The organism is Streptomyces sp. PA03-3a, assembly GCF_033792735.1.
In the GTDB taxonomy this organism is placed as follows: Bacteria; Actinomycetota; Actinomycetes; order Streptomycetales; family Streptomycetaceae; genus Actinacidiphila.
The window spans coordinates 114,642-138,357 of sequence record NZ_JARAVM010000024.1 but is presented as its reverse complement, the minus strand read 5'-3'; the positions used below and the strand labels follow the sequence as shown (position 1 = coordinate 138,357).

Sequence of the window (23,716 nt, the reverse complement as noted above, 5' to 3'; positions counted from 1 at the left end):
GCATGATCCCGTTCCGCTCCGTCTGCCTGTTCCTGCTCGCCGCGCTGCTGGAGATCGGCGGCGCCTGGCTGGTCTGGCAGGGGCTGCGCGAGCACCGGGGATGGGTGTGGATCGGGGCGGGGGTCATCGCCCTGGGCCTGTACGGGTGCGTCGCCACCCTGCAGCCGGACGCCGAGTTCGGCCGCATCCTGGCCGCTTACGGCGGGGTGTTCATCGCGGGCTCGCTGGCGTGGGGGATGGTGGCGGACGGCTTCCGGCCCGACCGCTACGACGTGGCGGGTGCCCTGGTCTGCCTGGTGGGCGTGGGGATCATCATGTACGCCCCGCGCAGTGGCTGAAACCCGCCTCCTTTGTGCAGGTTCGCGCTGTGCGTGATCGCCGGAGAACCGTATCCGTAAAGCACGTTGTCAAATAAGGCAGGGTTCCGTCATGCCCCGAGCGTGCGAGCACCGTCGCACTAGCGTCCCGGGGCCATGGGACACATCGACCACGCCGCCTTCGGCTGGCTGACCCCGCTGCTCTCGTACGCCATGGCGTGCGTCGGCGCGGCGCTCGGACTGCGCTGTACCGTACGGGCCCTGGCCGCGACCGGCCGCTCCCGGCGCAACTGGCTGATCACCGCCGCGAGCGCCCTCGGCACCGGCATCTGGACGATGCACTTCGTCGCCATGCTCGGCTTCCGTGTCAGCGGCACCGAGATCCGCTACAGCGTCCCCCTGACCGTCCTCAGCCTCGCCGTCGCCATGGTGGTCGTCGGCCTCGGCGTCTTCGCCGTCGGCTACGGCGGCGGCCGCTTCCGGGCCCTCGTGATCGGCGGCCTCACCACGGGGGTCGGCGTGGCCAGCATGCACTACCTGGGCATGGCCGCCGTACGACTGCACGGCGCGGTGTCCTACGAACCGTGGCTCGTGGCCCTTTCCGTCGTCATCGCCTGGGCCGCCGCGACCGCCGCCCTGTGGGCCGCGCTCACCATCCACCGGCCCGTGGTCGTCGCCGGCGCCTCCCTGGTGATGGGCGCGGCGGTCAGCAGCATGCACTACACCGGGATGCTCGCCGTGCAGGTCCGGGTCAGGCCCTCGGCGGACGTGCTGTCCGGCTCCGGCGCGACCGCGTTCCTCTTCCCCCTGATCGTCGGGCTGGGCTCCTATCTCTTCCTCACCTCCGCGTTCGTCGCGCTCTCCCCGACGGCGAGGGAACGCCTCGCCTCCGCGACCGCCCAGCGCGTCGGCGAGGGGGCCCTGTGACGCCGCCACGGGGCCGCAGAGCGCATGCCGGACTCCCCGCGGACGAGGAACCGTCCTCTCACGCGGCCGACGGCGGACGGGACGGCGGGACCGCTCAGGGCAGGCTGAGCCTGCGCCCGAGGAGCGTGCGCGCGAAGATCGTGTCGCTGCTCATGGTGCCCGTCGTCTCGCTGATGGCGCTGTGGGCCTTCGCCGCCGTCACCACGGCCCAGGACCTCTCCGGGGGGCTGCGTGCCCAGCGCATTGCAGAAGCGATCCGCGAACCCGTCGCGGGCACCGTGACCGCCCTGCAGGCCGAACGCCGCGCCGCCACCAGCTACCTGGCGCGGCCCACCACCGAGGCCGCCGCCGAACTGAGCAGGCGCGCCACAGCCACCGACCGCGCAGCCGCCCTGCTGCGACTGGGCGGCGGCCACACCGTCGCCGACGGCACCGGCCTGCCGGGCACCGCGGCCGTCCGGGTGCGCACCTTCGTCGGCGACCTGGAGCGACTGCGCGGACTCCGTCCCGGCATCACCCGGGGCGCGGCGGACTGGCGGCAGACGTACCGCGTCTACACCGACGCGGTGACCGACGGATTCGCGATCGGCGGCGCCCTCGCCACGTCCCGCGGCGAGCGCACCGCCCTGGAGATCGGCCGCGCCGCAGAGCAGCTGTCCCGCGAGGACGCCCTGCTCGCCGCGGCCGCCCTCACCCGTGGGCTCCCCACGGACCGCTACCGCGACCTGAGCGGCGCCGTCACCGCCCGCCGCGTGCTGCTCGCGGGTTGTACGGCCGACCTCGGCGGCGCCGGCCGTACCGCCTGGGAGCGGCTGACCCGCTCCTCCGCGTACACGAACCTCGAGGCGATGGAGGACGCCGTCCTCGACGCCGGGCCGGGCAGGGACGCCGCGGAAAGCGCGGGCTCGGCCTCCTGGGACCGGGCCGCCGCGCAGGTGCTGTCCGGCCTGGAGAAGGTCGCCACGGCCGCCGCGCCCGCCGACCGGCCCATCGCGCAGGGCCTGTTGAGCACCTCGGGCATCGCCGTCCTGCTCGGCCTCCTCGGTGTCGTCGCCTCCCTCTTCATCTCCGTACGGATCGGCCGCGGCCTCGTCGTCGAACTGATCGGTCTGCGCAACACCGCGCTCGAACTCGCCCGCCGCAAACTGCCGCGCGCCATGCGGCGGCTCCGCGCCGGGGAGGAGATCGACCTCGGCAAGGAGGCGCCCCTCGGCAGGCACGGCGCCGACGAGATCGGCCAGGTCGCCGAGGCACTGGCGACGGTGCAGCGCGCCGCTCTGCGCGCCGCCGCGGAGCGCGCCGAACTGGTCAACGGGGTCTCCGGCGTCTTCGTCAACCTCGCGCGCCGCAGCCAGGTCCTCGTGCACCGTCAGCTGGCGCTGCTCGACAGCATGGAACGGCGCACCGAGGACCCGGGCGAGCTGGAGGACCTGTTCAGGCTCGACCACCTCACCACCAGGATGCGGCGGCACGCCGAGGGCCTGATCATCCTCTCCGGCGCCGCTCCGGGCCGCGCCTGGAGCAAACCCGTGCCCCTCACCAATGTGGTGCGCGCCGCCGTCGCGGAGGTCGAGGACTACGCCCGCGTCGAGGTCCGCCGGCTCCCCCTCGCGGCGGTCGTCGGCTCCGCGGTCGCCGACCTCACCCATCTCATCGCCGAACTCGTCGAGAACGCCACCCAGTTCTCCCCGCCGCACACCAAGGTCCGCGTCTACGGCGAGCAGGTCGGCAACGGCTACGCCCTGGAGATCGAGGACCGCGGGCTCGGCATGGGCAGGGAGTCCATGGACGAGGCGAACCGGCGCATCGCCCGGACCCAGGCGCTCGACCTGTTCGACAGCGACCGGCTCGGCCTGTTCGTCGTCAGCCGGCTCGCCCGGCGGCACGACGTCAGGGTCTCCCTGCGCACCTCCCCGTACGGCGGCACCACCGCCGTCGTCCTGCTGCCCACCGCCCTGCTCGACATGAGGGCACCCGAGGCCCGCGCCCCACGGGGCGTGGGGACGGGGGGCGCGGCGTCCGGCCCGCACGGACCCCGCCAGGGGCCCGCGGAGGTCCTGCCCCCGGCGGCGGCCTCCCCGCGCGGCGACGGCGACGGGCTGCCGCGCGCCTCCGTGCCCCGGTCCGACCGCCTGCCGGAGCCCGCGCCGCCCGTGCCCGCCCCGGCCCAGGACGGGGCGCCCGCTCCAGCGGTCGTCGGCGCCGCCGTGGCCGCGCCCGCCGCCGACGGAGGACTCCCACGCCGAGTACGCCGCGCGAGCCTCGCCCCGCAGCTCCTGGAGCCTCGCGCACCAGAACGCACCCCTGGACCGCAGGGCGTGGAGCACGCAGTCCCCGAACGGACGGCCGAGCAGGCGCGCTCGACGATGGCCGCATTCCGCCGCGGCTGGATCCGGGGCGGCGGCGCCGGAGCCCGCGACGCCGCCGACGGGGAGCCGGCCGGCCCACGCCCCCCGCGCCCCGCCCCGCAGCGCGCCGGCGTCCGGCCCGGCCCCGGAGGACCGGGCCACCGAGGCGGTACGGACACCACGCCCGAGGACGGCGAGCAGGACCACGCCGGCACCACGGACCCGGCACCCCGCGAAGGAGAGCACGAATGATCGACGCATCGAACCGGTCCGGTGAACTGGACTGGCTGCTCGACGACATCACGGACCGGGTGGCCCACGTCCGCCACGCCGTGGTGCTGTCGGGCGACGGCCTGGCCGTGGGCTCCTCACGCGGGCTGACCCGCGAGGACGCCGAGCACCTGGCGGCCGTCGCTTCGGGCTTCCACAGCCTCGCCAAGGGCGCCGGACGTCATTTCGCGGCCGGCCAGGTGCGGCAGACCATGGTCGAACTCGACCAGGGCTTCCTCTTCGTGGCCGCCGCGGGCGAGGGCTCCTGCCTCGCGGTGTTCACCGGTGCGGGCGCCGATGTCGGCCTGATCGCCTATGAGATGGCCCGCCTCGTCAAGCGCGTGGGCGAGCATCTGCACACCCCGCCGCGCCTCGGCGCCGCCGGCCCGGCCGCCGGTTGACCGGCGCCCGGGTGATGAGCGGCGGGCACCAGCGCGGGCCGGACGGCCACTGGTACGACGACGCGGCCGGGCCCCTGGTGCGCCCGTACGCCATGACCGGTGGCCGTACCCGGCCCGGCTCGGCGGTCGCCGCCCTGGACCTGATCGCCCTGGTGCTCGCCGAACCCGGCGCCGCCGACGATCCCGCGCTCGAACCCGAGCACAACGCGCTGCTCGCGCTGTGCCGGGACGAGCCCCTGTCGGTTGCGGAGCTGGCGGCCGACGCCGACCTGCCGGTGGGCGTCGTACGCGTCCTCCTCGGCGACCTCCTGACGCTCGGCAGCGTACGGGTGAGCAGTCCCGTACCGCCGGCGCAGCTACCCGACGAGCGCATCCTGCGAGAGGTGATCAATGGACTCCGGGCACTCTGAGACGCCGGGCATGGCCCTGAAGATCCTCATCGCGGGGGGATTCGGGGTGGGCAAGACCACCATGGTGGGCGCGGTGAGCGAGATCCGGCCGCTGCGCACCGAGGAGCAGCTGACCGAGGCCGGGCGACATGTGGACGACACCATAGGAGTCGAGCGGAAGTCCACCACCACAGTGGCGATGGACTTCGGCCGCATCACCATCAGGGCCGGACTCTCGCTCTACCTGTTCGGCACCCCCGGCCAGGACCGGTTCTGGTTCCTGTGGGACGAGCTGTCACAAGGGGCGCTCGGCGCGGTCGTGCTCGCCGACACCCGCCGCCTGGAGGACTCCTTCCCGGCCGTGGACTTCTTCGAGCACCGGAAGATCCCGTTCGCCGTCGCCGTCAACCGCTTCCCCGGCACGCAGGAGCACCGCCCCGAGGACATCGCGCGCGCCCTCGACCTCCAGGACGGCACCCCTGTCGTCCTCTGCGACGCAAGGGACCGCGCGTCGGGCAAGGAGGTGCTGATCGCCCTCGTCGAGCACGCCGGGCGGATGCACGCGGCGCGCCTTCTGGAGTCGGTGAGCTGACACTCCGTTTGGCGGAGCGGGGCACCCTAGCAGAACGGCGTCACCGATGAAGGAATTCACAGTGCATTGAGAGACTCCCGAACCGGGTGCGTACAGGTGGCCAGACGGGGCGCACGGGCCCCGACGCCCCTACCGCTCAAGGAGTCCAGATGCACAAGCGGATCGGTGCCGCAGTCGCCGGAACGGCCGCTGCCCTCCTCCTCGTCACCGCCTGCGGCGGGTCGAACGGCTACGACCAGGCCGGCAGCGTGGCACCGGCGGCCCAGCAGCAGGACGCGGCCCAGTCGGCCACCGCCCAGCCGGGATCCGGGTACGGGTACGACAGCGAGACCTCGGACGACCCGTCCTCGGGCACCGACGACGGATACGCCGGCGGTACGGACGACAGCTCCGACAGCGGCACCACGGACGCCGCCTCCGACAAGAAGTGGCCCATCCTGTCCGTCGTCAACGACGCCAAGCTCGGCGACATCCTCGTCGACTCCAAGGGCCGCACCCTGTACCGCTTCGACAAGGACACCGACTGGCCGATGGTGTCCAACTGCACCGGCGAGTGCCTCAAGAAGTGGCCGGCCGCGAAGCCCGTCACCAAGGCGCAGGCCGAGGCCGCGGGCCTCAACCCCAAGCTCGTCAGCACCTACACCCGGCCGGACGGCACCAAGCAGCTGTCGTACAACTGCTGGCCGGTCTACTGGTTCGCCGGTGACACCAAGCCCGGCGACACCAACGGCCACGGCGTGGGCGGCACCTGGTGGGCGATGGGCGCCAACGGCAAGAAGGCCAACGGAGGCAAGCCGATCCGCTGACCCGGGCCGGCGGCCGGCCACCGGGGCTCAGTCCGCCACGCCGGACTCGGCGAGCACCTTGCCGATCCGCACCCGCACCAGGAGTTCACCGGGCACCCCATTGCGGGCCCCGAACTCCTCGGCGACGTCCTCGCCCATGTAGCGGGCGGCGATCCGGGTGGCCCACTCCCGCAGCGGGCCGGGTTCCTCGCTCACCTCGGCCCGTCCCTGAAGCACCACGTACGCGAACGGCGGCCGGTCATCGTCCACACACAGGGCGACCCGGCCGTCGCGCGTGATGTTGCGGCCCTTGACGGTGGCCCTGCCCGTGTTGAACACGATGTCGTCGCCGTCCAACAGGAACCATACGGGCGCCACATGGGGCGTTCCGTCCGCCCGCGTGGTCGCCAGCTTGCCCGTGCGCGTCCCGGCGGAGACGAAGGCCCGCCACTCTTCCTCGGTCATCCTGTGTCCCATGCCCCCATCCTGCCCCGGACGGCGGCCTGCGGCGTCAGGACCCGCTGGAGGGGTGCGACGGCTCGGCCTCCTGGTAGAGCGACACGTCCAGCCGTCCGCGCCGCAGCAGCCGGCGCCATAGCACCGGGTCGTACTCCTGCGGCGTGGTGGTGGCGAGGAAATCCTCCAGCACGTCGACGAACCGGCCGGGCGCGTCATGGTGCGGGAAGTGCCCCGCGTCCTCGAACAGTTCCAGCCGGCTGCCCGGCATCGCGGTGTGCGCTCTCAAGGCGTGGCGCACCGGGATCACCCCGTCGTGCTCGCCCCACATGATCAGGGTCGGCAGACCCGCCGTCAGGTAACTGCGGTCCATCATCGTGATGACCTGCCCCCGCATGTCGACACCAGCACGGAGGGTGCGCAGAAAGGCCTGACGCGCCATGGAGCTGTCCAGCATGAGGTAGCGCTCCAGGACGTAGTCGAAGTCGTGACGGCCCAGCCCGAGCCCGCCGGTGGTCCGCAGCAGAGGCGCGAGCAGCCGCAGCGCCCCGCGTACGGGCGGTGAGGTGGCGAGCGGCAGCGCCACCTCGGAACCCGGACCGGACGCCAGGCGCAGCAACGGGTGCACCTCCGGCCCCAGGCCGCCACCGCCCACGATCACCAGGCGTTCGCAGCGCTCGGGGAACTGGTACGCGAACTGCATCGCGACGCCCGCCCCGAGCGAGTGCCCCACGACCGACACCCGGTCGACGTCCAGCACCCCCAGCAGGTCGCGCATCCCGCATGCGTAGGCCGCCACCGCGTAGTCGGCACGGGGGCGCTCACTGTCACCGTGGCCCAGGAGATCGGGCGCGATGACCGTGTGCCGGCGCCCCAGCCGGGGCAGGATGTGCGCCCACGTCGCCGAGGAGTCGCCGAGGCCGTGGATCAGCAGCAGCGGCGGCCCGCTGCCGCCCAGCCGGAACGCACGCCGGTAGCCGTGGATGTCGCGATGGACCAGAGGGATTCCCTGCGAACCGTCCTCCGCGTCCGGAGCCGGACCGTAGACCCGGCGCACGACCTGTCCCCGTTCCATGCGTCCAGCGTGCGGCAGGGGGGTTTCCCCCGCAATGCCGCGCCGTTAGCGCGAGGTGAACGCGCCGCGGGTGGAGCGGGCGGATCGAGCAGGATACGCCGCTCCACCCGGCGCCGCACCCGCGAGCGTCACAAAGAAGCGGATTGTGAGATGTCACAGTCGGTGTCACCAAGAGGGCATTCGTGGGTCAGACTGTGCCCCTCCCCATCGAACCCATGGTCGACCGAGGACCTCACGCATGCGCCTGCGCCCCCGCACCATCCGCACGCAACTCGTGGTACTTCTCCTGGTGCCGCTGCTCTCGCTGGCGGGTCTGTGGACATACAGCACCTTCACCTCGGTGCGCGGGGCCTTCGCCCTCATGGGGATAGCCGACACCTACCGCTACTACGGGACCCCCGCGGACGACCTCGGACGGGCCCTGCAGGTCGAGCGGCGGCTCGCCGTCGCCTATGTGGCGTCCGACGGCGGTTCCGGCGGCGCCGAACTGGAGAGTGCCGAGCGGACCACCGACCGGCTGCTCGCGGTCGTCCGCGAGCACGCGCGCGAACAGGCCCGGGGCACCGAACTGGACCTCGCCCAGCGGCGTCGGCTCACCGAACTGATCACCGCCGCCAGGGACCTGCGGCCGCTGCGCGACGACGTCAGGCAGCGCGACATCGGCTGGTCGATGACGCTCCACCGCTACTCGTCTGTGATCGACCCCATCTTCCGGCTGCGCGGATCGCTCGCCGCGCTCCAGAGCGGCGAGGTCGCCCGGCAGGGCGGTTTCGTCATCGACCTCGTACGCGCCAGGGAACTGCTCTCCCGCGAGGACGCCATGCTCACCGCCGCGCAGGTTGGTCCGCCCATGACGGCCAGCCAGTACCGCGAGTTCATCGGGACCATCGACGGACGCAAGCTGCTGCACTCCATCGTCGACCCCGAGTTGACCAAGGCCGCCAAGGAGAGCCTCGACGAGTTCGACGGCGGCAGCGTCGCCTGGTCGCTGGACTCCATGGAGACCGCGGCCCGCTCGGCGGGCGCCAAGGACGTCGGCCTCGTCGTCTCCCGGGACCGCTGGCGGCAGAACGCCGACCGGGCGCTCACCGCGCTCAGCGACATCAACGTCGCGGCAGCCGGCGAGGTGGGCGAGCAGGCGCGTGGCGACGGCATGGACGTGCTCGTGCGGACCGGCGCGGTCAGCCTCGCCGGACTCTTCCTCGTCGTCCTGTCGGTCGTCATCTCCCTGCTCATCGGGCGCGGCATCGCCCGCCGGCTCACGCTGCTGCGCAACCAGGCGCTGGAACTGTCGGGGAAGCGGCTGCCCGAGGTGCTCCGCAGGCTGCGCGCGGGCGAGGAGCTCGACCATGACGCCGTCGCCCGCGCCGCACCCGACCTGCGCTTCGGCGCCGACGAGATCGGACAGGTCGGCCGGGCCTTCAACAACGCCCAGCGCGCCGCCGTCCAGGCGGCCGTCGACCAGGAGAAGCTGCGGCGCGGGGTCTCCGCCGTCTTCACCAATCTGGCCCGCCGCAGCCAGGTGCTGCTGCACCGTCAGCTGACACTGCTCGACGCCATGGAGCGCCGCTCCGGTGACCCGGCGGACCTCGACGACCTTTTCCGCGTCGACCACATCGCCGTCCGCATGCGCCGGCACGCCGAGGGCCTGCTGATCCTCTCCGGGAACGCACCGGGCCGCGCCTGGCGCCGCCCGGTCCGGCTCGCGGAGGTGGCGCGCGCCGCGGTCGGCGAGGTCGAGCACTACCAGCGGGTCACCGTCCGGCGCATGCCCCGGGTGGCGCTGACCGGCCCCGCGGTCGCCGATGTGCTGCACCTGCTGGCGGAACTCATCGACAACGCCACGGCCTTCTCGCCGCCCGACACCAAGGTCGAGCTGCGCGGCGAGATCGTCGCCGGAGGCTACGTCCTAGAGATCGAGGACCGCGGCCTGGGCATGAGCACCGAGCGGCTCGCCGACGCCAACAACGAACTCGGCGAGGCCGGCGCGGGGTCGGACCTCCCCGAGACCGACCGTCTGGGCCTGTTCACCGTCGGCCGGCTCGCCGCCCGGCAGGGAGTGCGCGTCACCCTGCGCCGCGGGCGGTTCGACGGCACCGTGGCGGTGGTGTTCATCCCGCAGTCGGTGCTCGTGGACGCCTCTGGCGACGACGTCGAGACCGGGGAGCACATGCTCCGTCCGCGAGCCGTGCCCGAACCGCCGGATCCGGACCGGGCGGACGCCGCGCCGCGCACGCCGAGACCGCGGCGGGGGCCGACTCGGCCGCGCGAGGAAGGCCGCACGGTGACGGGGTTGCCGAAGCGGCAGCGGCAGGCCAGTCTCGTAGCGCAACTGAGGGACGACGGCGTGCACCAGAGCCCGGCGGAGCCGCCCGGTGGGGGAGACGAAAGGGAACGATCTCCGGAAGAGGCTCGTTCCACCATCACTGCGTTCGCCCGCGGCCTGGCCCGCGGCAGGGACGCCGCAGCACCGCAAGGAACAGCGGAGACCGGGGAGATCGGGGGATGACGGTGAGCAGTGGACTCACGTGGCTGATGGACGATCTGACAGAGCGGGTGCCGCACGTCAGGCACGCGCTGGTGCTTTCCGGCGACGGTCTGGTGACCGGTGCGAGCACCAGTCTGGACCGTGCCACGGCCGAGCACCTGGCCGCCGTCTCGTCCGGGTTCCACAGCCTCGCCAAGGGCGCGGGCCGGCACTTCGACGCGGGCGGCGTACGGCAGACGATGGTGGAGTTCGACGACGGCTTCCTGTTCGTCACGGCCGCGGGCGAGGGCAGCTGCCTGTCCGTGCTCAGCGGGGTGCAGGCCGACGTGGGGCAGATCGCCTACGAGATGACCCTCATGGTCCACCGGGTCGGTGAACACCTCGGTGTCACGCCGCGCCGGCACGACGCGGCGGCACCGGGGGAGTGATGAAGCATGAACCCGAGCCCGCCGGGAGATGAGGGCGCGCTCTGGTATGACGACGAGGCCGGTCCGATGGTGCGCGCCTACACCATCACCGGTGGTCGCACCCGGCCGGACTCCGACAGTGACGTCGACCTGATCGCCGTCATGGTCCCGGCCGTCGGTACGGCCCCCGACGACAACCTCGACGAGGAGCACCTGGCGCTCCTGGACCTGTGCCGGGACGCCCCCCTCACCGTGGCCGAACTGGCCTCGGAGGCCGATCTCGCGCTCGGCGTCGTCCGCGTGCTGCTCGGCGACCTCCTCCGGGACGGCCATCTGCGGGCCGTCCGGCCCGTGCCGCCCGCGGAACTGCCCGATGTGGGGCTGCTCAGGGACGTCATCGACGGCCTGCGCGCCCTGTGAACCGGGCCGTCGACCAGACGGCGTTGTCGGACCCGGGGCGTACGGTGACCCCATGGAGGGGATCACGTACGTCCGGGGGGACGCCACGGCGCCGCAGGGCAAGGGCGTCAAGCTGATCGTCCACGTCTGCAACGACCTGGGCGGCTGGGGGAGGGGATTCGTCGTCGCGCTCTCCCGCCGCTGGCCGGAGCCCGAGGCCGCCTACCGGCGGTGGCACCGCGAGCGAGCCGGCAACGACTTCGCCCTGGGAGCCGTCCAGTTCGTCCGGGTCGGCGAGTGGGTGTGGGTGGCCAATCTCGTCGGGCAGCGCGGCATCCGCAGGGGCGCGAAAGGCGTCCCCGTGCGGTACGAGGCGATCGACGCCGGGCTGGCCCTGGTGGCGCGGAAGGCCGCGGAACTCGGCGCGTCGGTGCACATGCCCCGGATCGGATGCGGGCTCGCGGGCGGGCGCTGGGAGCGGGTCGCGCCGTCGATCGAGGAGCGGCTGGTGCGCCGCGGGATCTCCGTCACCGTCTACGACCACGGGGCGTGACGGGGAGTTATCCACAGGCCCCGGCGGATGTCGCCGCGAGGACCTATCGTCGTGACTGTAAGTGATGGGTCGCTACGGAAGGTCAGGGGGAGTGGCATGGCTGTCAAGGAGGCCACCGTCCGCGAGGCGCTCGGCATGCAGCGCGCCCGGGAGGAATTGTGCCTGGAGGCGGAAGAGTTCGAGGTCGCGCTGCAGACCGGCGAGGTACGCACGGCACCGGCCGTCGGCGGACGCCGGCGTGTCGTGCGGGAGGACGTGGACCGGCTGCGGGAGGAGGAGGGCTTTCCCGACCGCCTTCGCGCGCGGCTGGAACTGGTGGGCAGCATCGAGGGCGCGGCACTGATCGGGATCAGCCGGGAGCGTTTCACCCGGCTCGCCAAGGGCGGCTTCCTCCGTCCCGTCCGCTGGTACGTCAACCGCTACCGCGCCGTGGTGTGGCTCTATCTGGCCGAGGACGTACGGCGGTTCGCCCGGGCCCAACCGGCGCTGCTGGAAGGCCGGCTGCCCGCCGCGCTGCGCGATGCCCTCGACGAGGGCGAGGACCGCCGTGCCCGCGGCTGGCGGGCGCGACGCGTGGAGGAACTCGTGCGGGACGCCGAGGACGCCTGGGCCGAGGCGTCCGCCTGGTCAGCTCTCCTCGGCCCGGAGGCGGCCGCCGACGCGGTGCCGGACGAACGTGAACGGGCCCACCTGCGCCGGCTGTGCCCTGCGCTCCCGGCCGGCAGCACGGGCTCGTACGCCACCCGTGAGCTGATCGAGGCCCAGACCGTGGCCTCCCACCCCGACGAGGTCACCTTCGCCCAGGTCTCGCTCGCCGACGCGCTGCTGCGGGCCCGCGCCGCCGGCCCGGCCCCGCATCCCGAGCGCGCCACTCCGGCCGCCGCCCCGGTCTGTCCGGCGTCCCCGCCACCCTGCGCCGAGCCACCGCCACCGCCTCCGGTGTCGCGCAGCCGCTGGCGCCGCCTGCTCGGACTGGGGTGACGGGCCGGTGTCACACCGCGCGCCACCAGGCGGTGATGACGACGTCGTGACCGAGCGACTCGTCGAGGCCGCGGTGCAGCGCGAGGCTGACGATCCGGTCGTCGTGGGGCCGGTAGGGACGTTCGGGGTCCGGGCTCCCGAGCAGCGGCCCCAGCGCGTCGATCGCGGGCTTCCACAGCGTCGACCAGTTGCGTCGTGCGTTGACGCGGGGTACCTGCCGGTGACCGAGATCGCCCACAAGGTGCGTGTCAGGGGCCGGGGCGGAACCGTGCTGCAGCCCGGTGTCGAACTGCTCCAACGTGCCGCGGACTTCTCTTCGACGGCCCCGATCCTGCTGATCACCGACGGCGACTGCGACGTCCTGCGGGTACGCCGCGAACACGCCTTCCTGATACCCCACGACGCCCGGCGGAAGGACGACCCGCACGGTAACGGCGCAACGGCGCCGGGCCCCAGGGGGCGGGGCCCGGCGCTCAGTCGCCGTGCTTGCGGAACAGGCCCTCCTGGACCACGGAGACCAGCATCCGGCCCTCGCGGTCGTAGATGCGGCCGCGGGCCAGGCCACGCGCCCCGGTCGCGATGGGGGACTCCTGGTCGTAGAGGAACCACTCGTCGGTACGGAACGGCCGGTGGAACCACATCGCGTGGTCGAGCGAGGCCATGTCGAACCCGCGGGGCCCCCACAGCGGCTCGACGGGCACGCGCACGGCGTCCAGCAGCATCATGTCGCTGGCGTACGTGAGGGCGCAGGTGTGCACCAGAGGGTCGTCGCCGAGCGGGCCCACCGCGCGCATCCAGACCGCGCTGCGGGGCTCGGCGCCCGCCACCTCCTCGGCGGTCCAGCGCAGCCGGTCCACGTAGCGGATGTCGAACGGCTGCCGTCGCGCCATCCGCTCCAACTGCTCGGGCAGCTCGCCGAGGTGCTCGCGCAGTTCGTCGCTCAGCTTCGGCAGGCTCTCCGGGTCCGGCACCTCACGCATCGCCAGCTGGTGCTCGAACCCGGGCTCCGGCACGTGGAAGGAGGCGGTCAGGTTGAAGATCGTCCGGCCCTGCTGCACCGCCACCACGCGGCGCGTGGTGAAGGAGCGGCCGTCGCGGATCCGCTCCACCTGGTACACGATCGGGACCCCGGGGCGCCCCGGGCGCAGGAAGTACGCGTGCAGGGAGTGCACCGGACGGCTGCCGTCCGTCGTGCGCCCGGCCGCGACCAGCGCCTGGCCCGCCACCTGTCCGCCGAACACCCGCTGCAGGCGCTCCTCGGGACTCTGCCCGCGGAAGATGTCCTCCTCGATCCGCTCCAGGTCGAGGAGGTCCACCAGCCGCTCGGCGGGACTGGTCATCGGGTGCGCTCCCTCGCGCGGGTGGCCGCTCCCGCGGTCACAGCGCCCCCACCGCCGTCACCTTGACCACCGCGCGGCCCTCCTCGTCGGAGGCGGTGAGGTCGATCTCGGCGGAGATACCCCAGTCGTGGTCGCCTTCCGGGTCCGCGAAGGTCTGGCGGACCTTCCACAGGCCCTCGGCCGGACGCTCCTCGATCTGCAGCAGCTTCGGGCCGCGCGCGTCGGGCCCGGTGCCCAGGTCCTCGTACTCGTCCCAGTAGGCGTCCATGGCCTCGGCCCACGCGTTCGCGTCCCAGCCGGAGGCGGCGTCCATCTCGCCGAGTTCGCCGAAGCGATCCAGCGCCGCCAGCTCCACCCGGCGGAACATGGCGTTGCGCACCAGGACCCGGAAGGCGCGGGCGTTGGCCGTGACGGGCTTGACCTGGTCGGCCCGCTCCTGGGCCTCCTCGGCGGTCATCTCCCCGGGGTTGGCGAGCTGCTCCCACTCGTCCAGCAGGCTGGAGTCGACCTGGCGGACCAGCTCGCCCAGCCAGGCGATGAGGTCCTGCAGGTCCTCCGACTTCAGGTCGTCCGGGACGGTGTGCCCGAGCGCCTTGTACGCGCCCGCGAGGTAGCGCAGCACGATGCCCTCGGTCCTGGCCAGCTCGTAGTTCGAGACGAACTCGGAGAAGGTCATCGCCCGTTCGTACATGTCGCGCACGACCGACTTGGGGGACAGCGGGTGGTCACCGACCCAGGGGTGGCTCTTGCGGTAGACGCCGTAGGCGTGCGACAGCACCTCCTCCAGCGGCTTGGGGTAGGAGACGTCCTGGAGCCGCTCCATCCGCTCCTCGTACTCGACCCCGTCGGCCTTCATCGCCGCGACGGCCTCACCGCGCGCCTTGTTCTCCTGGGCGGCGAGGATCTGCCGCGGGTCGTCGAGGGTCGACTCGATCACCGACAGCATGTCCAGCGCGTAGGAGGGGGACTCCGGGTCGAGCAGCTCGAACGCGGCCAGCGCGAAGGTGGACAGCGGCTGGTTGAGCGCGAAGTCCTGCTGCAGGTCGACCGTCAGCCGGACGATGCGCCCCTCCTCGTCGGGCTCGTCCAGCCGCTCCACGACCCCGCCCGCCAGCAGCGAGCGGTAGATCGCGATCGCCCTGCGGATGTGCCGCAGCTGGGACCGGCGGTCCTCGTGGTTGTCCTCCAGCAGCCGCCGCATCGCGTCGAAGGCGTTGCCGGGTCGGGCGATGACCGACAGCAGCATCGCGTGGGTGACCCGGAACCGGGAGGTGAGCGGCTCGGGGTCGGAGGCGATGAGCCTCTCGAAGGTGTTCTCCGTCCATGCGACGAAGCCCTCGGGCGCCTTCTTGCGCACCACCTTGCGGCGCTTCTTCGGGTCGTCGCCGGCTTTCGCGAGGGCCTTCTCGTTCTCGATCACGTGCTCCGGCGCCTGCGCCACCACGAAGCCGGAGGTGTCGAACCCGGCGCGCCCGGCACGGCCCGCGATCTGGTGGAACTCACGGGAGCGCAGCACGCGCACGCGGTTGCCGTCGTACTTGGTGAGGGCGGTGAACAGCACGGTGCGGATGGGCACGTTGACGCCGACGCCGAGGGTGTCGGTGCCGCAGATGACCTTCAGCAGTCCCGCCTGCGCCAGCTTCTCCACCAGGCGCCGGTACTTGGGCAGCATGCCGGCATGGTGCACACCGATGCCGTGCCGGACGAAGCGCGACAGATTGCGGCCGAACGTCGTCGTGAAGCGGAAGTTCCCGATGAGCTCCGCGATGGCGTCCTTCTCGGCGCGCGTGCACATGTTGATGCTCATCAGCGCCTGCGCCCGCTCCACGGCGGCCGCCTGCGTGAAGTGCACGATGTACACGGGAGCCTGGCGGGTCTCCAGCAGCTCGGTCAGCGTCTCGGTGAGCGGGGTCAGCCGGTACTCGTACGACAGCGGCACGGGCCGCGTCGCCGAGCGCACGACGGTCGTCGGCCGGCCGGTGCGGCGGGTGAGGTCGGTCTCGAAGCGCGAGACGTCACCGAGCGTCGCGGACATCAGCAGGAACTGCGCCTGCGGCAGCTCCAGCAGCGGGATCTGCCACGCCCAGCCGCGGTCGGGCTCCGCGTAGAAGTGGAACTCGTCCATGACGACCTGGCCGATGTCGGCGTCCTTGCCGTCGCGCAGCGCTATCGACGCCAGCACCTCCGCCGTGCAGCAGATGACGGGGGCGTCCGGGTTGACCGAGGCGTCGCCGGTCAGCATGCCGACGTTCTCGGTGCCGAAGAGCTTGCACAGGTCGAAGAACTTCTCCGACACCAGTGCCTTGATCGGGGCGGTGTAGAACGTGACCTCGTCCCGGGCCAGTGCGGCGAAGTGCGCACCGGCCGCGACCAGGCTCTTCCCCGAGCCGGTGGGGGTCGACAGGATGACGTTCGCCCCCGACACCACCTCGATCAGCGCCTCCTCCTGCGCGGGGTAGAGGGAGATGCCGCTGCCCTCCGCCCAGGACGAGAAGGCCTCGAAGAGGGCGTCGGGATCGGGTTCGGAAGGCAGCTGATCGATGAGGGTCACACCACCATCTTGCCTGTCCCGGGGACCAGGGGAGGAACCGGCGGCGCACACGAAGATCGGCCGACGGTATGGTGTGCCGTCGACTGGGCGTCAAGTCCGCTGTCAGAGCGGGCCGAAAGGGCGGGACACACACCATGATGGGACCGGCACATTCCATCTCCGGAGCGGCGGCATGGCTGTCCGTGGGAGCAGTCTCCGCGGGGCTCGGTCATCCGATGCCGTGGCCGACCATCGTGGTCGGCGCGCTGATCTGCGCCGGCGCGGCTCTCGCTCCCGACCTGGACCACAAGGCGGCGACGATCTCGCGGGCCTTCGGCCCCATATCGCGCGGGCTGTGCGAGATCATCGACAAGCTGTCGTTCGCCACCTACAAGAGGACCCGGAAGCCCGGCGACCCCGTGCGTCAGGGCGGGCACCGCACCCTCACCCACACATGGCTGTGGGCGGTCCTGATGGGCGCCGCGGCCTCCGGCCTGGCCCTGGTGGGCGGCCGGTGGGCGGTGCTCGTCATCCTCTTCGTGCACGCGGTACTGGCCGTCGAGGGGCTGCTGTGGCGGCAGGCCCGGGTCTCCAGCGACATCCTGGTCTGGCTGCTCGGCGCGACCAGCGCCTGGGTGCTGGCGGACGCCCTGGACAGCACCGAGAGCGGCAAGGCCTGGCTGTTCACCGAGCCCGGCCAGCACTACCTGTGGATCGGCGTCCCCATTGTGCTGGGCTCCATCGTGCACTGCATCGGCGACGCCCTGACCGTGTCCGGCTGTCCGGTGCTGTGGCCCATCCCGGTCGGGCGCAGGCGCTGGTACCCGCTCGGCCCGCCCAAGTTCATGCGCTTCCGCGCGGGCAGCAAGGTCGAGGTCAAGGTGCTGACGCCGGTGTTCTTCGTGATCGGCGGCGTGGGCGCGGCCGGAGCCCTGTTCTTCGGCTGACCGCCCCCACCGCCGCCCCCACCGCCGTCTCGTACGCGGCGCCGTGCCGGTCCGCACTATCCGTGCCAGGACCGCCACAGCGCCGCGTAGGCGCCGTCGGCCTCGACCAGCTGGTGGTGGCTGCCCAGCTCGCTGATGCGGCCGTCCTCGACGACCGCGATCAGGTCGGCGTCGTGCGCCGTGTGCAGCCGGTGCGCGATGGCCACCACGGTCCTGCCGTCCAGCACACGGGCGAGCGACCGCTCCAGATGGCGCGCCGCGCGCGGGTCCAGCAGCGAGGTGGCCTCGTCCAGCACCAGGGTGTGCGGGTCGGCGAGGACGAGCCGTGCCAGCGCCACCTGCTGCGCCTGGGCCGGGGTCAGCGCGGTGCCGCCCGAGCCGACCTCGGTACCGAGGCCGTCGTCGAGGCCCCGCGCCCACCCGTCGGCGTCGACCGCGGCGAGCGCCGCCCACAGCTCTCCGTCACCCGCTCCCGCTCGGGCGAGCAGCAGGTTGTCCCGGAGCGTGCCGACGAAGACGTGGTGCTCCTGGTTGACCAGGGCCACGTGCTCACGGACCCGCTCCGCGGGCATCCGGGCCAGCTGGGCGCCGCCCAGGGTGACCTCGCCGGCCCGCGGGCTGTAGATCCCGGCCAGCAGCCGCCCCAGCGTCGACTTGCCCGCCCCGGACGGGCCGACCAGGGCCAGCCGGGTGCCCGGGCGCACCCGCAGGCTCACCCCGTGCAGAACGTCGCTGCCGGCGCGGTAGCCGAAGCGCACCTCGTCGGCGTGGACGTCGCGTCCGTCCGGTGCCACCCGCTCGTCCCCGGCGCCCTGCTCGACCTCCCGGACACCGACGAGCCGCGCCAGCGACACCTGCGCCACCTGCAGCTCGTCGTACCAGCGCAGGATGAGGTTGATCGGGTCGACCAGCATCTGCGCGTACAGCGCGCCCGTCGTCAGCTCGCCCACCGACACCCGGCCGTGCAGCACCAGCGTGCCGCCGATCAGCAGCACCGAGGCGAGGATGAGCATGTACGTCACGTTGATCACCGGGAAGAGCACGCTGCGCAGCCACATCGTGTAGCGCTCCCACTCCACCCACTGGCGGATACGGGTGCGCGACAGCTCCTCGCGGCGGTCGCCGAGCCGGTGCGCCTCGATGGTGCGCCCGGCGTCCACGGACTCCGCGAGGACCGCCGAGACGGCGGCGTAACCGGCCGCTTCGGAGCGGTAGCCCTGAGGGGCCCGCCGGAAGTACCAGCGGCAGCCCGCGAGCAGCACCGGCACGGCCACCAGCACCGCCAGCGCCAGCGGCGGCGAGGTGGCCGTCAGCGCGCCGAGCAGCAGACCGCTCCACACCACGGCGATCGCCAGCTGCGGGACGGCCTCCCGCATCGCGTTGGAGAGCCGGTCGATGTCCGTGGTGATGCGGGACAGCAGGTCGCCCGTGCCCGCCCGCTCCAGGACACCGGGCGGCAGCCCCACGGACCGTACGAGGAAGTCCTCGCGGAGGTCCGCCAGCATCCGCTCGCCCAGGACCGCGCCGCGCAGCCGCACCTCCCGGACGAACACGGTCTGCACGGCGAGCGCCACGGCGAACAGCGCCATGGTGCGTCCGAGGTGAAGGTCGCGGCGGCCCGCCGCCAGGTCCTCGACGAGCCCGCCCAGCAGGTAGGGGCCGACCATCGAGGCGACGACGGCGACGGTGTTCACCGAGACGAGCAGCGCGAACGCGCCCTTGTGCCGCCGGGCCAGCTCGCCGACGTAAGCGCGCACGGTGGCGGGCGAGCCCACCGGCAGGGTCGTCACGTGCCGTGGCGCGGCCGGGTCGTACTCCGGCGGTTCCACGCCGATCATGCGGTCTCCTCGGCTTTCTCGAGTCGTGCGGATTGCTCGGGTCCCTCGGGTCCCTCGGTTTCGTTCTCGGTCTCGCGGGTGACGACGGCGCGGTAGCCGAGGTCGGCGCGGAGCAGTTCGCGGTGCGTGCCGGACGCGCGCACCGCGCCGTCCTCCACGAACACCACCCGGTCCGCACGGTCCAGCAGCAGCGGGCTGGAGGTGAGGACCACCGTGGTCCGGCCGGCGCGCAGCGCCCTGAGGCCCTGGGCGATCCGGGCCTCGGTGTGCGCGTCGACGGCGCTGGTCGGCTCGTCCAGCACCAGGACCTCCGGATCGGTGACGAGAGACCGGGCCAGCGCCAGCCGCTGCCTTTGGCCGCCCGACAGGGACCGTCCGCGCTCGGTGATCGGGGACCGCATCGGGTCCCCGGAGTCGTCCGCCGAGGCCTGCGCCAGCGCGTCGAGCACATCGCCGCACTGCGCCGCCGCGAGCGCCTCGGCCGGGGTGACGTGGCCGGAGGCGGGCACGTCCAGCAGTTCGGTCAGCGTGCCGGAGAGCAGCACCGGGTCCTTGTCCTGGACCAGCACAGTGGCGCGGGCCGCCATCAGGGGAAGGCCGTCCAGCGCCGTCCCGCCGAGCAGCACCGAGGGGGCGTCCCCGGCCCGGGTGGGACTGTGACCGCCCAGCCGGTCGGCGAGGGCGCCCGCCGCGTCCGGGTCCCCGCAGACCACGGCGGTCAGTTCGCCGGCTGTGGCGAGCAGCCCCGTCACCGGGTCGTGGAGGTCGCCCGCGGGCAGCGGGTCCGCGGGCGTCCAGGTCCCGCGGTGGTCTCCCGCGCTGTCCCGCCGCAGTGCCAGCACTGCGGCGGCGCGCTGCGCGGAGGGCCGCGAGAAGGAGTACGCCATCGCGATCTCCTCGAAGCCGCGCAGCGGGAACAGCAGGAAGACCACCGTCCCGTAGACGGTGACCAGTTCGCCCACCGCGATCCGTCCGTCCAGCGCCAGCCGTGCGCCGTACCAGGTCACCGCGAGCAGCAGCAGACCGGGCAGTGCCACTTGGACGGCGCTGATCAGCGCCCACATCCGCGCGTTGCGGACGGCGGCGCCCCGGACCTCCTGGGAGGCCTGCCGGTAGCGGGACAGGAACAGCTCCTCGCCGCCGATGCCGCGCAGGACGCGCAGTCCGGCCACGGTGTCGGAGGCGAGTTCGGTGGCCTTGCCCGCCTTGGCACGCTGCTCGTCGGCCCGCCGTGTCGCGTGCGGCAGCAACGGCAGCACCGACAGGGCCAGCACGGGGACGCCCGCGGCGACGATCAGCCCCAGTTCGGGCCGGTAGACGAACAGGGCGACGGTGACGCCGACGGTCGCCAGCAGTGAGCAGGCGAAGCGGGCCAGCGCCTCGACGAACCAGCCGATCTTCTCGACGTCGCCGGTGCTCACCGCGACGACCTCGCCCGCCGCGACCCGACGGGTGAGCAGCGAGCCCAGTTCCACGGTCTTGCGCGACAGCAGGAGCTGCACCCTGGCGGCCGCCGCGATCCAGTTGGTGACGGCGGTGCGGTGCAGCATGGTGTCGCCGACGGCGGTCACCACGCCCAGGGCGAGGATCAGGCCGCCCGCGAACGCGAGGCGTCCGCCGGAGCCGTCGACGACGGCCTGCACGGCGATGCCGACCGCGGCCGGGAAGCAGGCCACGGCCGCCATATGGAGGGTGCCCCACAACGCGGCCTTGACCTGGCCCCGGATCTGGCGCTGTTCCAGCCAGAGCAGGAAACGGAAGCCGGACCGGGTGTCGGGGACACCCGGATCGGCATGGGGGAGAGCGCGTAGCGACATGACGTCCCGACATCGGTGCTGAGGGGTGGGAGCAGACGTGCCAGCGTCGCGTCACCGACGTGACGAATTCAACCCGTTTTTTCCCGGGGCGGGTGGAACGGGCCACGGTCGGCATCCGTCCTCGACCAGGGGTGCGAGGATGGAACGCGACTGCACGAAAGAGGGGCGGTTCGAGTGATGCGTGGGGCGGGGACGGTGGTCGTCGCGGCGGCGCTGATGCTGCTCGCCGGCTGTGCCGGGGGCACCGACGAGCACCGGGACACATCGCGGCATACGGTGCGGCAGCCGCCGCACGCGACCCAGGCGGCCGACACGCAGGGGCTCCCGGGTGTCGGCCCCGCGCTGCGGTCGCGCATCCCGGCCGGCTCCCGTCAGGTCGTGGCGGTGTACGGGGACGATGCGCGTTCGGCGGACTCGACCATCGTGCTGTACACCCGGCAGGGCGACCTGTGGAAGCGTGAGCGCTCCTGGTCCGGCCACAACGGCAAGCGCGGCTGGACGACCGACCACCATGAGGGCGACAGGAAGAGTCCGGTGGGCGTGTTCACGCTGTCCGACGCGGGCGGCGTTCTGGCCGAACCGGATTCCAGGCTCCCGTACCACCGCTCCTCCGCCTTCACCGCGCCGCGGTCGTGGTCCCGTTCGCACTGGCACGACTTCGACCTGGTCATCGCCATCGACTACAACCGGGTCAAGGGAACGTCCCCGCTCGACCCGACCCGGCCCGAGGGCCAGTCCAAGGGCGGCGGGATCTGGCTGCACATGGACCACGGCAGCGGCACGTCGGCCTGCGTCAGCCAGTCCAAGGCCGACATGGAGTACCTGCTGCGCACGCTCGACCCGGCGCTGCACCCGGTCGTGGTGATGGGGGACCGGGCGCACCTGAAGGCCTGACGGCCGATCAGGATGCGGGAAGGCGGGGCTTGCGGGCCCGCTGCAAGAGTGGAGCAGGCCTTTTCCGCAAGCGGTTGAAAGTTTTTCCACGTGACGTATTGACGCTACCCGTCCGTGGCACCAGTCTCCTACCCGGAGTTCCCACGGGCGGGAACTCCGCCCCCACACTCGATGGCCCGGCGCGTGGCTGTCTTCGGGGCACCTTTGTGCCCGAACACGAAGGAGCCGCACCATGAGATCGCGTTTTCTGCGCGCGGGTCTGGCCGCACTGCTCGGCACGGCCGGGCTCGTCGGCGTCTCGCAGCAGCCGGCCGAGGCAGCACCGCCCGGGAGCAAGGACGTCACCGCCACCCTCTTCGAGTGGAAGTTCGCCTCGGTCGCCAAGGAGTGCACCAGCACGCTCGGCCCGGCCGGGTACGGCTACGTCGAGGTGTCGCCGCCCCAGGAGCACGTCCAGGGCGCGCAGTGGTGGACCTCCTACCAGCCCGTCAGCTACCGCATAGCGGGCCGGCTGGGCGACAGCACGGCGTTCAGGAACATGGTCGACACCTGTCACGCCGCCGGCGTGAAGGTCGTCGCCGACGCCGTCATCAACCACATGAGCGCCGGCTCCGGCACCGGCACCGGCGGCACGTCGTACAGCAAGTACAACTACCCGGGGTACTACCAGAACCAGGACTTCCACTCCTGCCGGACGAACATCTCCGACTACACCAACCGCGACAACGTCCAGAACTGCGAACTCGTCGGGCTCTCGGACCTGAACACCGGCAGCGACTACGTGCGCTCGACGATCGCGGCGTACATGAACAACCTCATCGCGCTGGGAGTCGACGGATTCCGCATCGACGCCGCCAAGCACATCGCGGCCTCCGACCTCGCGGCCATCAAGGCCAAGCTCACCAACCCCTCGGTCTTCTGGGCGCAGGAGGTGATCTACGGCTCCGGAGAGGCCGTGCAGCCCGGCGAGTACACCGGCACCGGTGACGTCGACGCCTTCCAGGGCGCGTACGACCTGAAGCGGATCTTCACCAGCGAGAAGCTCGCCCACCTCGGCAACTGGGGCGCCTCATGGGGCGCCGGCTACCTCTCGAGCGGCAGCTCCCGCACCTTCGTCGACAACTGGGACACCGAGCGCAACGGCTCGACCCTCAACTACAAGGCGGGCGCGACCTACACCCTGGCCAACGTCTACATGCTGGCCTGGCCCTACGGCTCGCCGAACGTCTACTCCGGCTACGAGTTCTCCGACAACGACGCGGGCCCGCCCAACGGCGGCACCGTCAACGCCTGCTACAGCGACGGCTGGAAGTGCCAGCACGCCTGGCCGCAGATCGCGGGGATGGTCGGGTTCCGCAACGCCGTGGCCGGCACCGCGGTGACCAACTGGTGGTCCAACGGCAACAACGCCATCGCCTTCGGGCGCGGCAGCAAGGGCTACGTCGCGATCAACCACGAGAGCGGCCCGCTGACGCAGACCTTCGCCACCTCGCTGCCCGCCGGCACCTATTGCGACGTGCAGCACAGCGGCGCCACCTACACCGTCGGCTCGGACGGCAGGTTCACCGCCACCATCGGTGCCCACGACGCGGTCGCGCTCCACGCCGGTGCCCTGTGCGGCACCGGAGGCGGCACCACTCCCGCGAGCGGCGCGTCCTTCTCGGTCAACGCCACCACGGTGTGGGGCCAGAACGTCTTCGTCGTCGGCGGCAACGCCGCGCTCGGCAACTGGAACACCGGCAGCGCCCTGCCGATGTCCTCGGCGGCCTACCCGGTGTGGAAGCTCGACGTCTCCATGGGCGCGGGCACGTCCTTCGAGTACAAGTACATCAAGAAGGACAGCAACGGGAACGTCACCTGGGAGTCGGGCGCCAACCGTACGGCGACCGTCCCCGCGAGCGGCGAGGTGACGCTGAGCGACACCTGGCGCGCCTGACGCCCCGGCGCGTTTTGACGCGCCGG

General features: G+C 72.5%; 21 protein-coding genes and 1 pseudogene. 16 read left to right on the top strand and 6 right to left on the bottom strand.

All coding sequences use genetic code 11. The features are described from left to right. The first annotated feature begins 2 nt into the window (after window positions 1-2). From PV342_RS27110 to PV342_RS27080, 7 genes are all read left to right on the top strand, one after another. A complete protein-coding gene (locus PV342_RS27110) occupies window positions 3-338 on the top strand; it encodes a YnfA family protein (protein WP_326571179.1) in 336 nt (111 codons plus the stop codon). A gap of 135 nt (window positions 339-473) precedes the next feature. Further along, the gene (locus tag PV342_RS27105; RefSeq protein ID WP_018562302.1) at window positions 474-1,244 is read left to right on the top strand and encodes an MHYT domain-containing protein; all 771 of its coding nucleotides are present in this window, start codon (window positions 474-476) and stop codon (window positions 1,242-1,244) included. A gap of 125 nt (window positions 1,245-1,369) precedes the next feature. After that, a complete protein-coding gene (locus PV342_RS27100) occupies window positions 1,370-3,844 on the top strand; it encodes a sensor histidine kinase (protein ID WP_500318953.1) in 2,475 nt (824 codons plus the stop codon). Next, a complete protein-coding gene (locus tag PV342_RS27095) occupies window positions 3,841-4,263 on the top strand; it encodes a roadblock/LC7 domain-containing protein (protein WP_018562304.1) in 423 nt (140 codons plus the stop codon). The genes PV342_RS27100 and PV342_RS27095 overlap by 4 nt, the downstream gene beginning before the upstream one ends. A gap of 14 nt (window positions 4,264-4,277) precedes the next feature. After that, window positions 4,278-4,673, top strand: a complete 396-nt coding sequence (locus PV342_RS27090; protein ID WP_018562305.1) for a DUF742 domain-containing protein — start codon at window positions 4,278-4,280, stop codon at window positions 4,671-4,673. Next, window positions 4,654-5,244 carry a GTP-binding protein gene (locus PV342_RS27085; protein ID WP_386992907.1) on the top strand — a complete coding sequence of 197 codons (591 nt, stop codon included), beginning with the start codon at window positions 4,654-4,656 and terminating at the stop codon, window positions 5,242-5,244. Before PV342_RS27090 ends, PV342_RS27085 begins: the two co-directional genes overlap by 20 nt. A 149-nt stretch (window positions 5,245-5,393) precedes the next feature. Beyond that, window positions 5,394-6,050, top strand: a complete 657-nt coding sequence (locus PV342_RS27080) for a hypothetical protein (RefSeq protein ID WP_500318950.1) — start codon at window positions 5,394-5,396, stop codon at window positions 6,048-6,050. Between the two features lie 27 nt (window positions 6,051-6,077). On the opposite strand, the gene PV342_RS27075 is transcribed toward PV342_RS27080, so the two are convergent. Together PV342_RS27075 and PV342_RS27070 are read right to left on the bottom strand one after the other, a co-directional pair. Next, the gene (locus tag PV342_RS27075; protein WP_386992911.1) at window positions 6,078-6,506 is read right to left on the bottom strand and encodes a PPOX class F420-dependent oxidoreductase; all 429 of its coding nucleotides are present in this window, start codon (window positions 6,504-6,506) and stop codon (window positions 6,078-6,080) included. Between the two features lie 34 nt (window positions 6,507-6,540). Beyond that, window positions 6,541-7,560: an alpha/beta fold hydrolase gene (locus PV342_RS27070; protein ID WP_361004657.1), complete on the bottom strand. Its 1,020-nt coding sequence runs from the start codon at window positions 7,558-7,560 to the stop codon at window positions 6,541-6,543. A 238-nt stretch (window positions 7,561-7,798) separates the two neighbouring features. Between PV342_RS27070 and PV342_RS27065 the strand changes: the two genes are divergently transcribed. From PV342_RS27065 to PV342_RS27040, 6 genes and pseudogenes are all read left to right on the top strand, one after another. After that, complete coding sequence (locus PV342_RS27065) at window positions 7,799-10,069, top strand: sensor histidine kinase (RefSeq protein WP_400797942.1); 2,271 nt, start codon at window positions 7,799-7,801, stop codon at window positions 10,067-10,069. After that, window positions 10,066-10,476: a roadblock/LC7 domain-containing protein gene (locus tag PV342_RS27060; protein WP_018562311.1), complete on the top strand. Its 411-nt coding sequence runs from the start codon at window positions 10,066-10,068 to the stop codon at window positions 10,474-10,476. The genes PV342_RS27065 and PV342_RS27060 overlap by 4 nt, the downstream gene beginning before the upstream one ends. Before the next feature lie 6 nt (window positions 10,477-10,482). Next, window positions 10,483-10,875, top strand: coding sequence for a DUF742 domain-containing protein (locus tag PV342_RS27055; RefSeq protein ID WP_018562312.1), 393 nt, complete (start codon window positions 10,483-10,485; stop codon window positions 10,873-10,875). 52 nt (window positions 10,876-10,927) lie between these two features. Beyond that, entirely contained in the window at window positions 10,928-11,407 is a 480-nt protein-coding gene (locus PV342_RS27050; protein WP_329184062.1) for a macro domain-containing protein, read from the top strand. 96 nt (window positions 11,408-11,503) lie between these two features. Next, window positions 11,504-12,388: a DUF6397 family protein gene (locus PV342_RS27045; RefSeq protein WP_400797954.1), complete on the top strand. Its 885-nt coding sequence runs from the start codon at window positions 11,504-11,506 to the stop codon at window positions 12,386-12,388. A 196-nt stretch (window positions 12,389-12,584) separates the two neighbouring features. Further along, window positions 12,585-12,797: pseudogene (locus tag PV342_RS27040) on the top strand (DUF2201 family putative metallopeptidase); the annotation flags it as partial. A 64-nt stretch (window positions 12,798-12,861) separates the two neighbouring features. Here PV342_RS27040 and PV342_RS27035 read toward each other — a convergent pair. Further along, window positions 12,862-13,728 carry an acyl-CoA thioesterase gene (locus PV342_RS27035; RefSeq protein ID WP_018562315.1) on the bottom strand — a complete coding sequence of 289 codons (867 nt, stop codon included), beginning with the start codon at window positions 13,726-13,728 and terminating at the stop codon, window positions 12,862-12,864. Between the two features lie 37 nt (window positions 13,729-13,765). Beyond that, the gene (locus PV342_RS27030) at window positions 13,766-16,279 is read right to left on the bottom strand and encodes a DEAD/DEAH box helicase (protein ID WP_329184057.1); all 2,514 of its coding nucleotides are present in this window, start codon (window positions 16,277-16,279) and stop codon (window positions 13,766-13,768) included. A gap of 134 nt (window positions 16,280-16,413) precedes the next feature. On the opposite strand from PV342_RS27030, the gene PV342_RS27025 reads away from it, so the two are divergent. Beyond that, window positions 16,414-17,205 carry a metal-dependent hydrolase gene (locus PV342_RS27025; RefSeq protein WP_026251590.1) on the top strand — a complete coding sequence of 264 codons (792 nt, stop codon included), beginning with the start codon at window positions 16,414-16,416 and terminating at the stop codon, window positions 17,203-17,205. 56 nt (window positions 17,206-17,261) lie between these two features. Here PV342_RS27025 and PV342_RS27020 read toward each other — a convergent pair whose 3' ends face one another. Then, window positions 17,262-19,043 carry an ABC transporter ATP-binding protein gene (locus PV342_RS27020; RefSeq protein ID WP_361004635.1) on the bottom strand — a complete coding sequence of 594 codons (1,782 nt, stop codon included), beginning with the start codon at window positions 19,041-19,043 and terminating at the stop codon, window positions 17,262-17,264. Further along, window positions 19,040-20,860: an ABC transporter transmembrane domain-containing protein gene (locus PV342_RS27015; protein WP_500318946.1), complete on the bottom strand. Its 1,821-nt coding sequence runs from the start codon at window positions 20,858-20,860 to the stop codon at window positions 19,040-19,042. The genes PV342_RS27020 and PV342_RS27015 overlap by 4 nt, the downstream gene beginning before the upstream one ends. 177 nt (window positions 20,861-21,037) lie before the next feature. Here PV342_RS27015 and PV342_RS27010 point away from each other — a divergent pair, with 177 nt between their 5' ends. Further along, a complete protein-coding gene (locus tag PV342_RS27010; RefSeq protein WP_500318944.1) occupies window positions 21,038-21,754 on the top strand; it encodes a L,D-transpeptidase family protein in 717 nt (238 codons plus the stop codon). 232 nt (window positions 21,755-21,986) lie between these two features. Next, window positions 21,987-23,690, top strand: a complete 1,704-nt coding sequence (locus PV342_RS27005) for a carbohydrate-binding module family 20 domain-containing protein (protein ID WP_500318942.1) — start codon at window positions 21,987-21,989, stop codon at window positions 23,688-23,690. Window positions 23,691-23,716 lie beyond the last annotated feature (26 nt).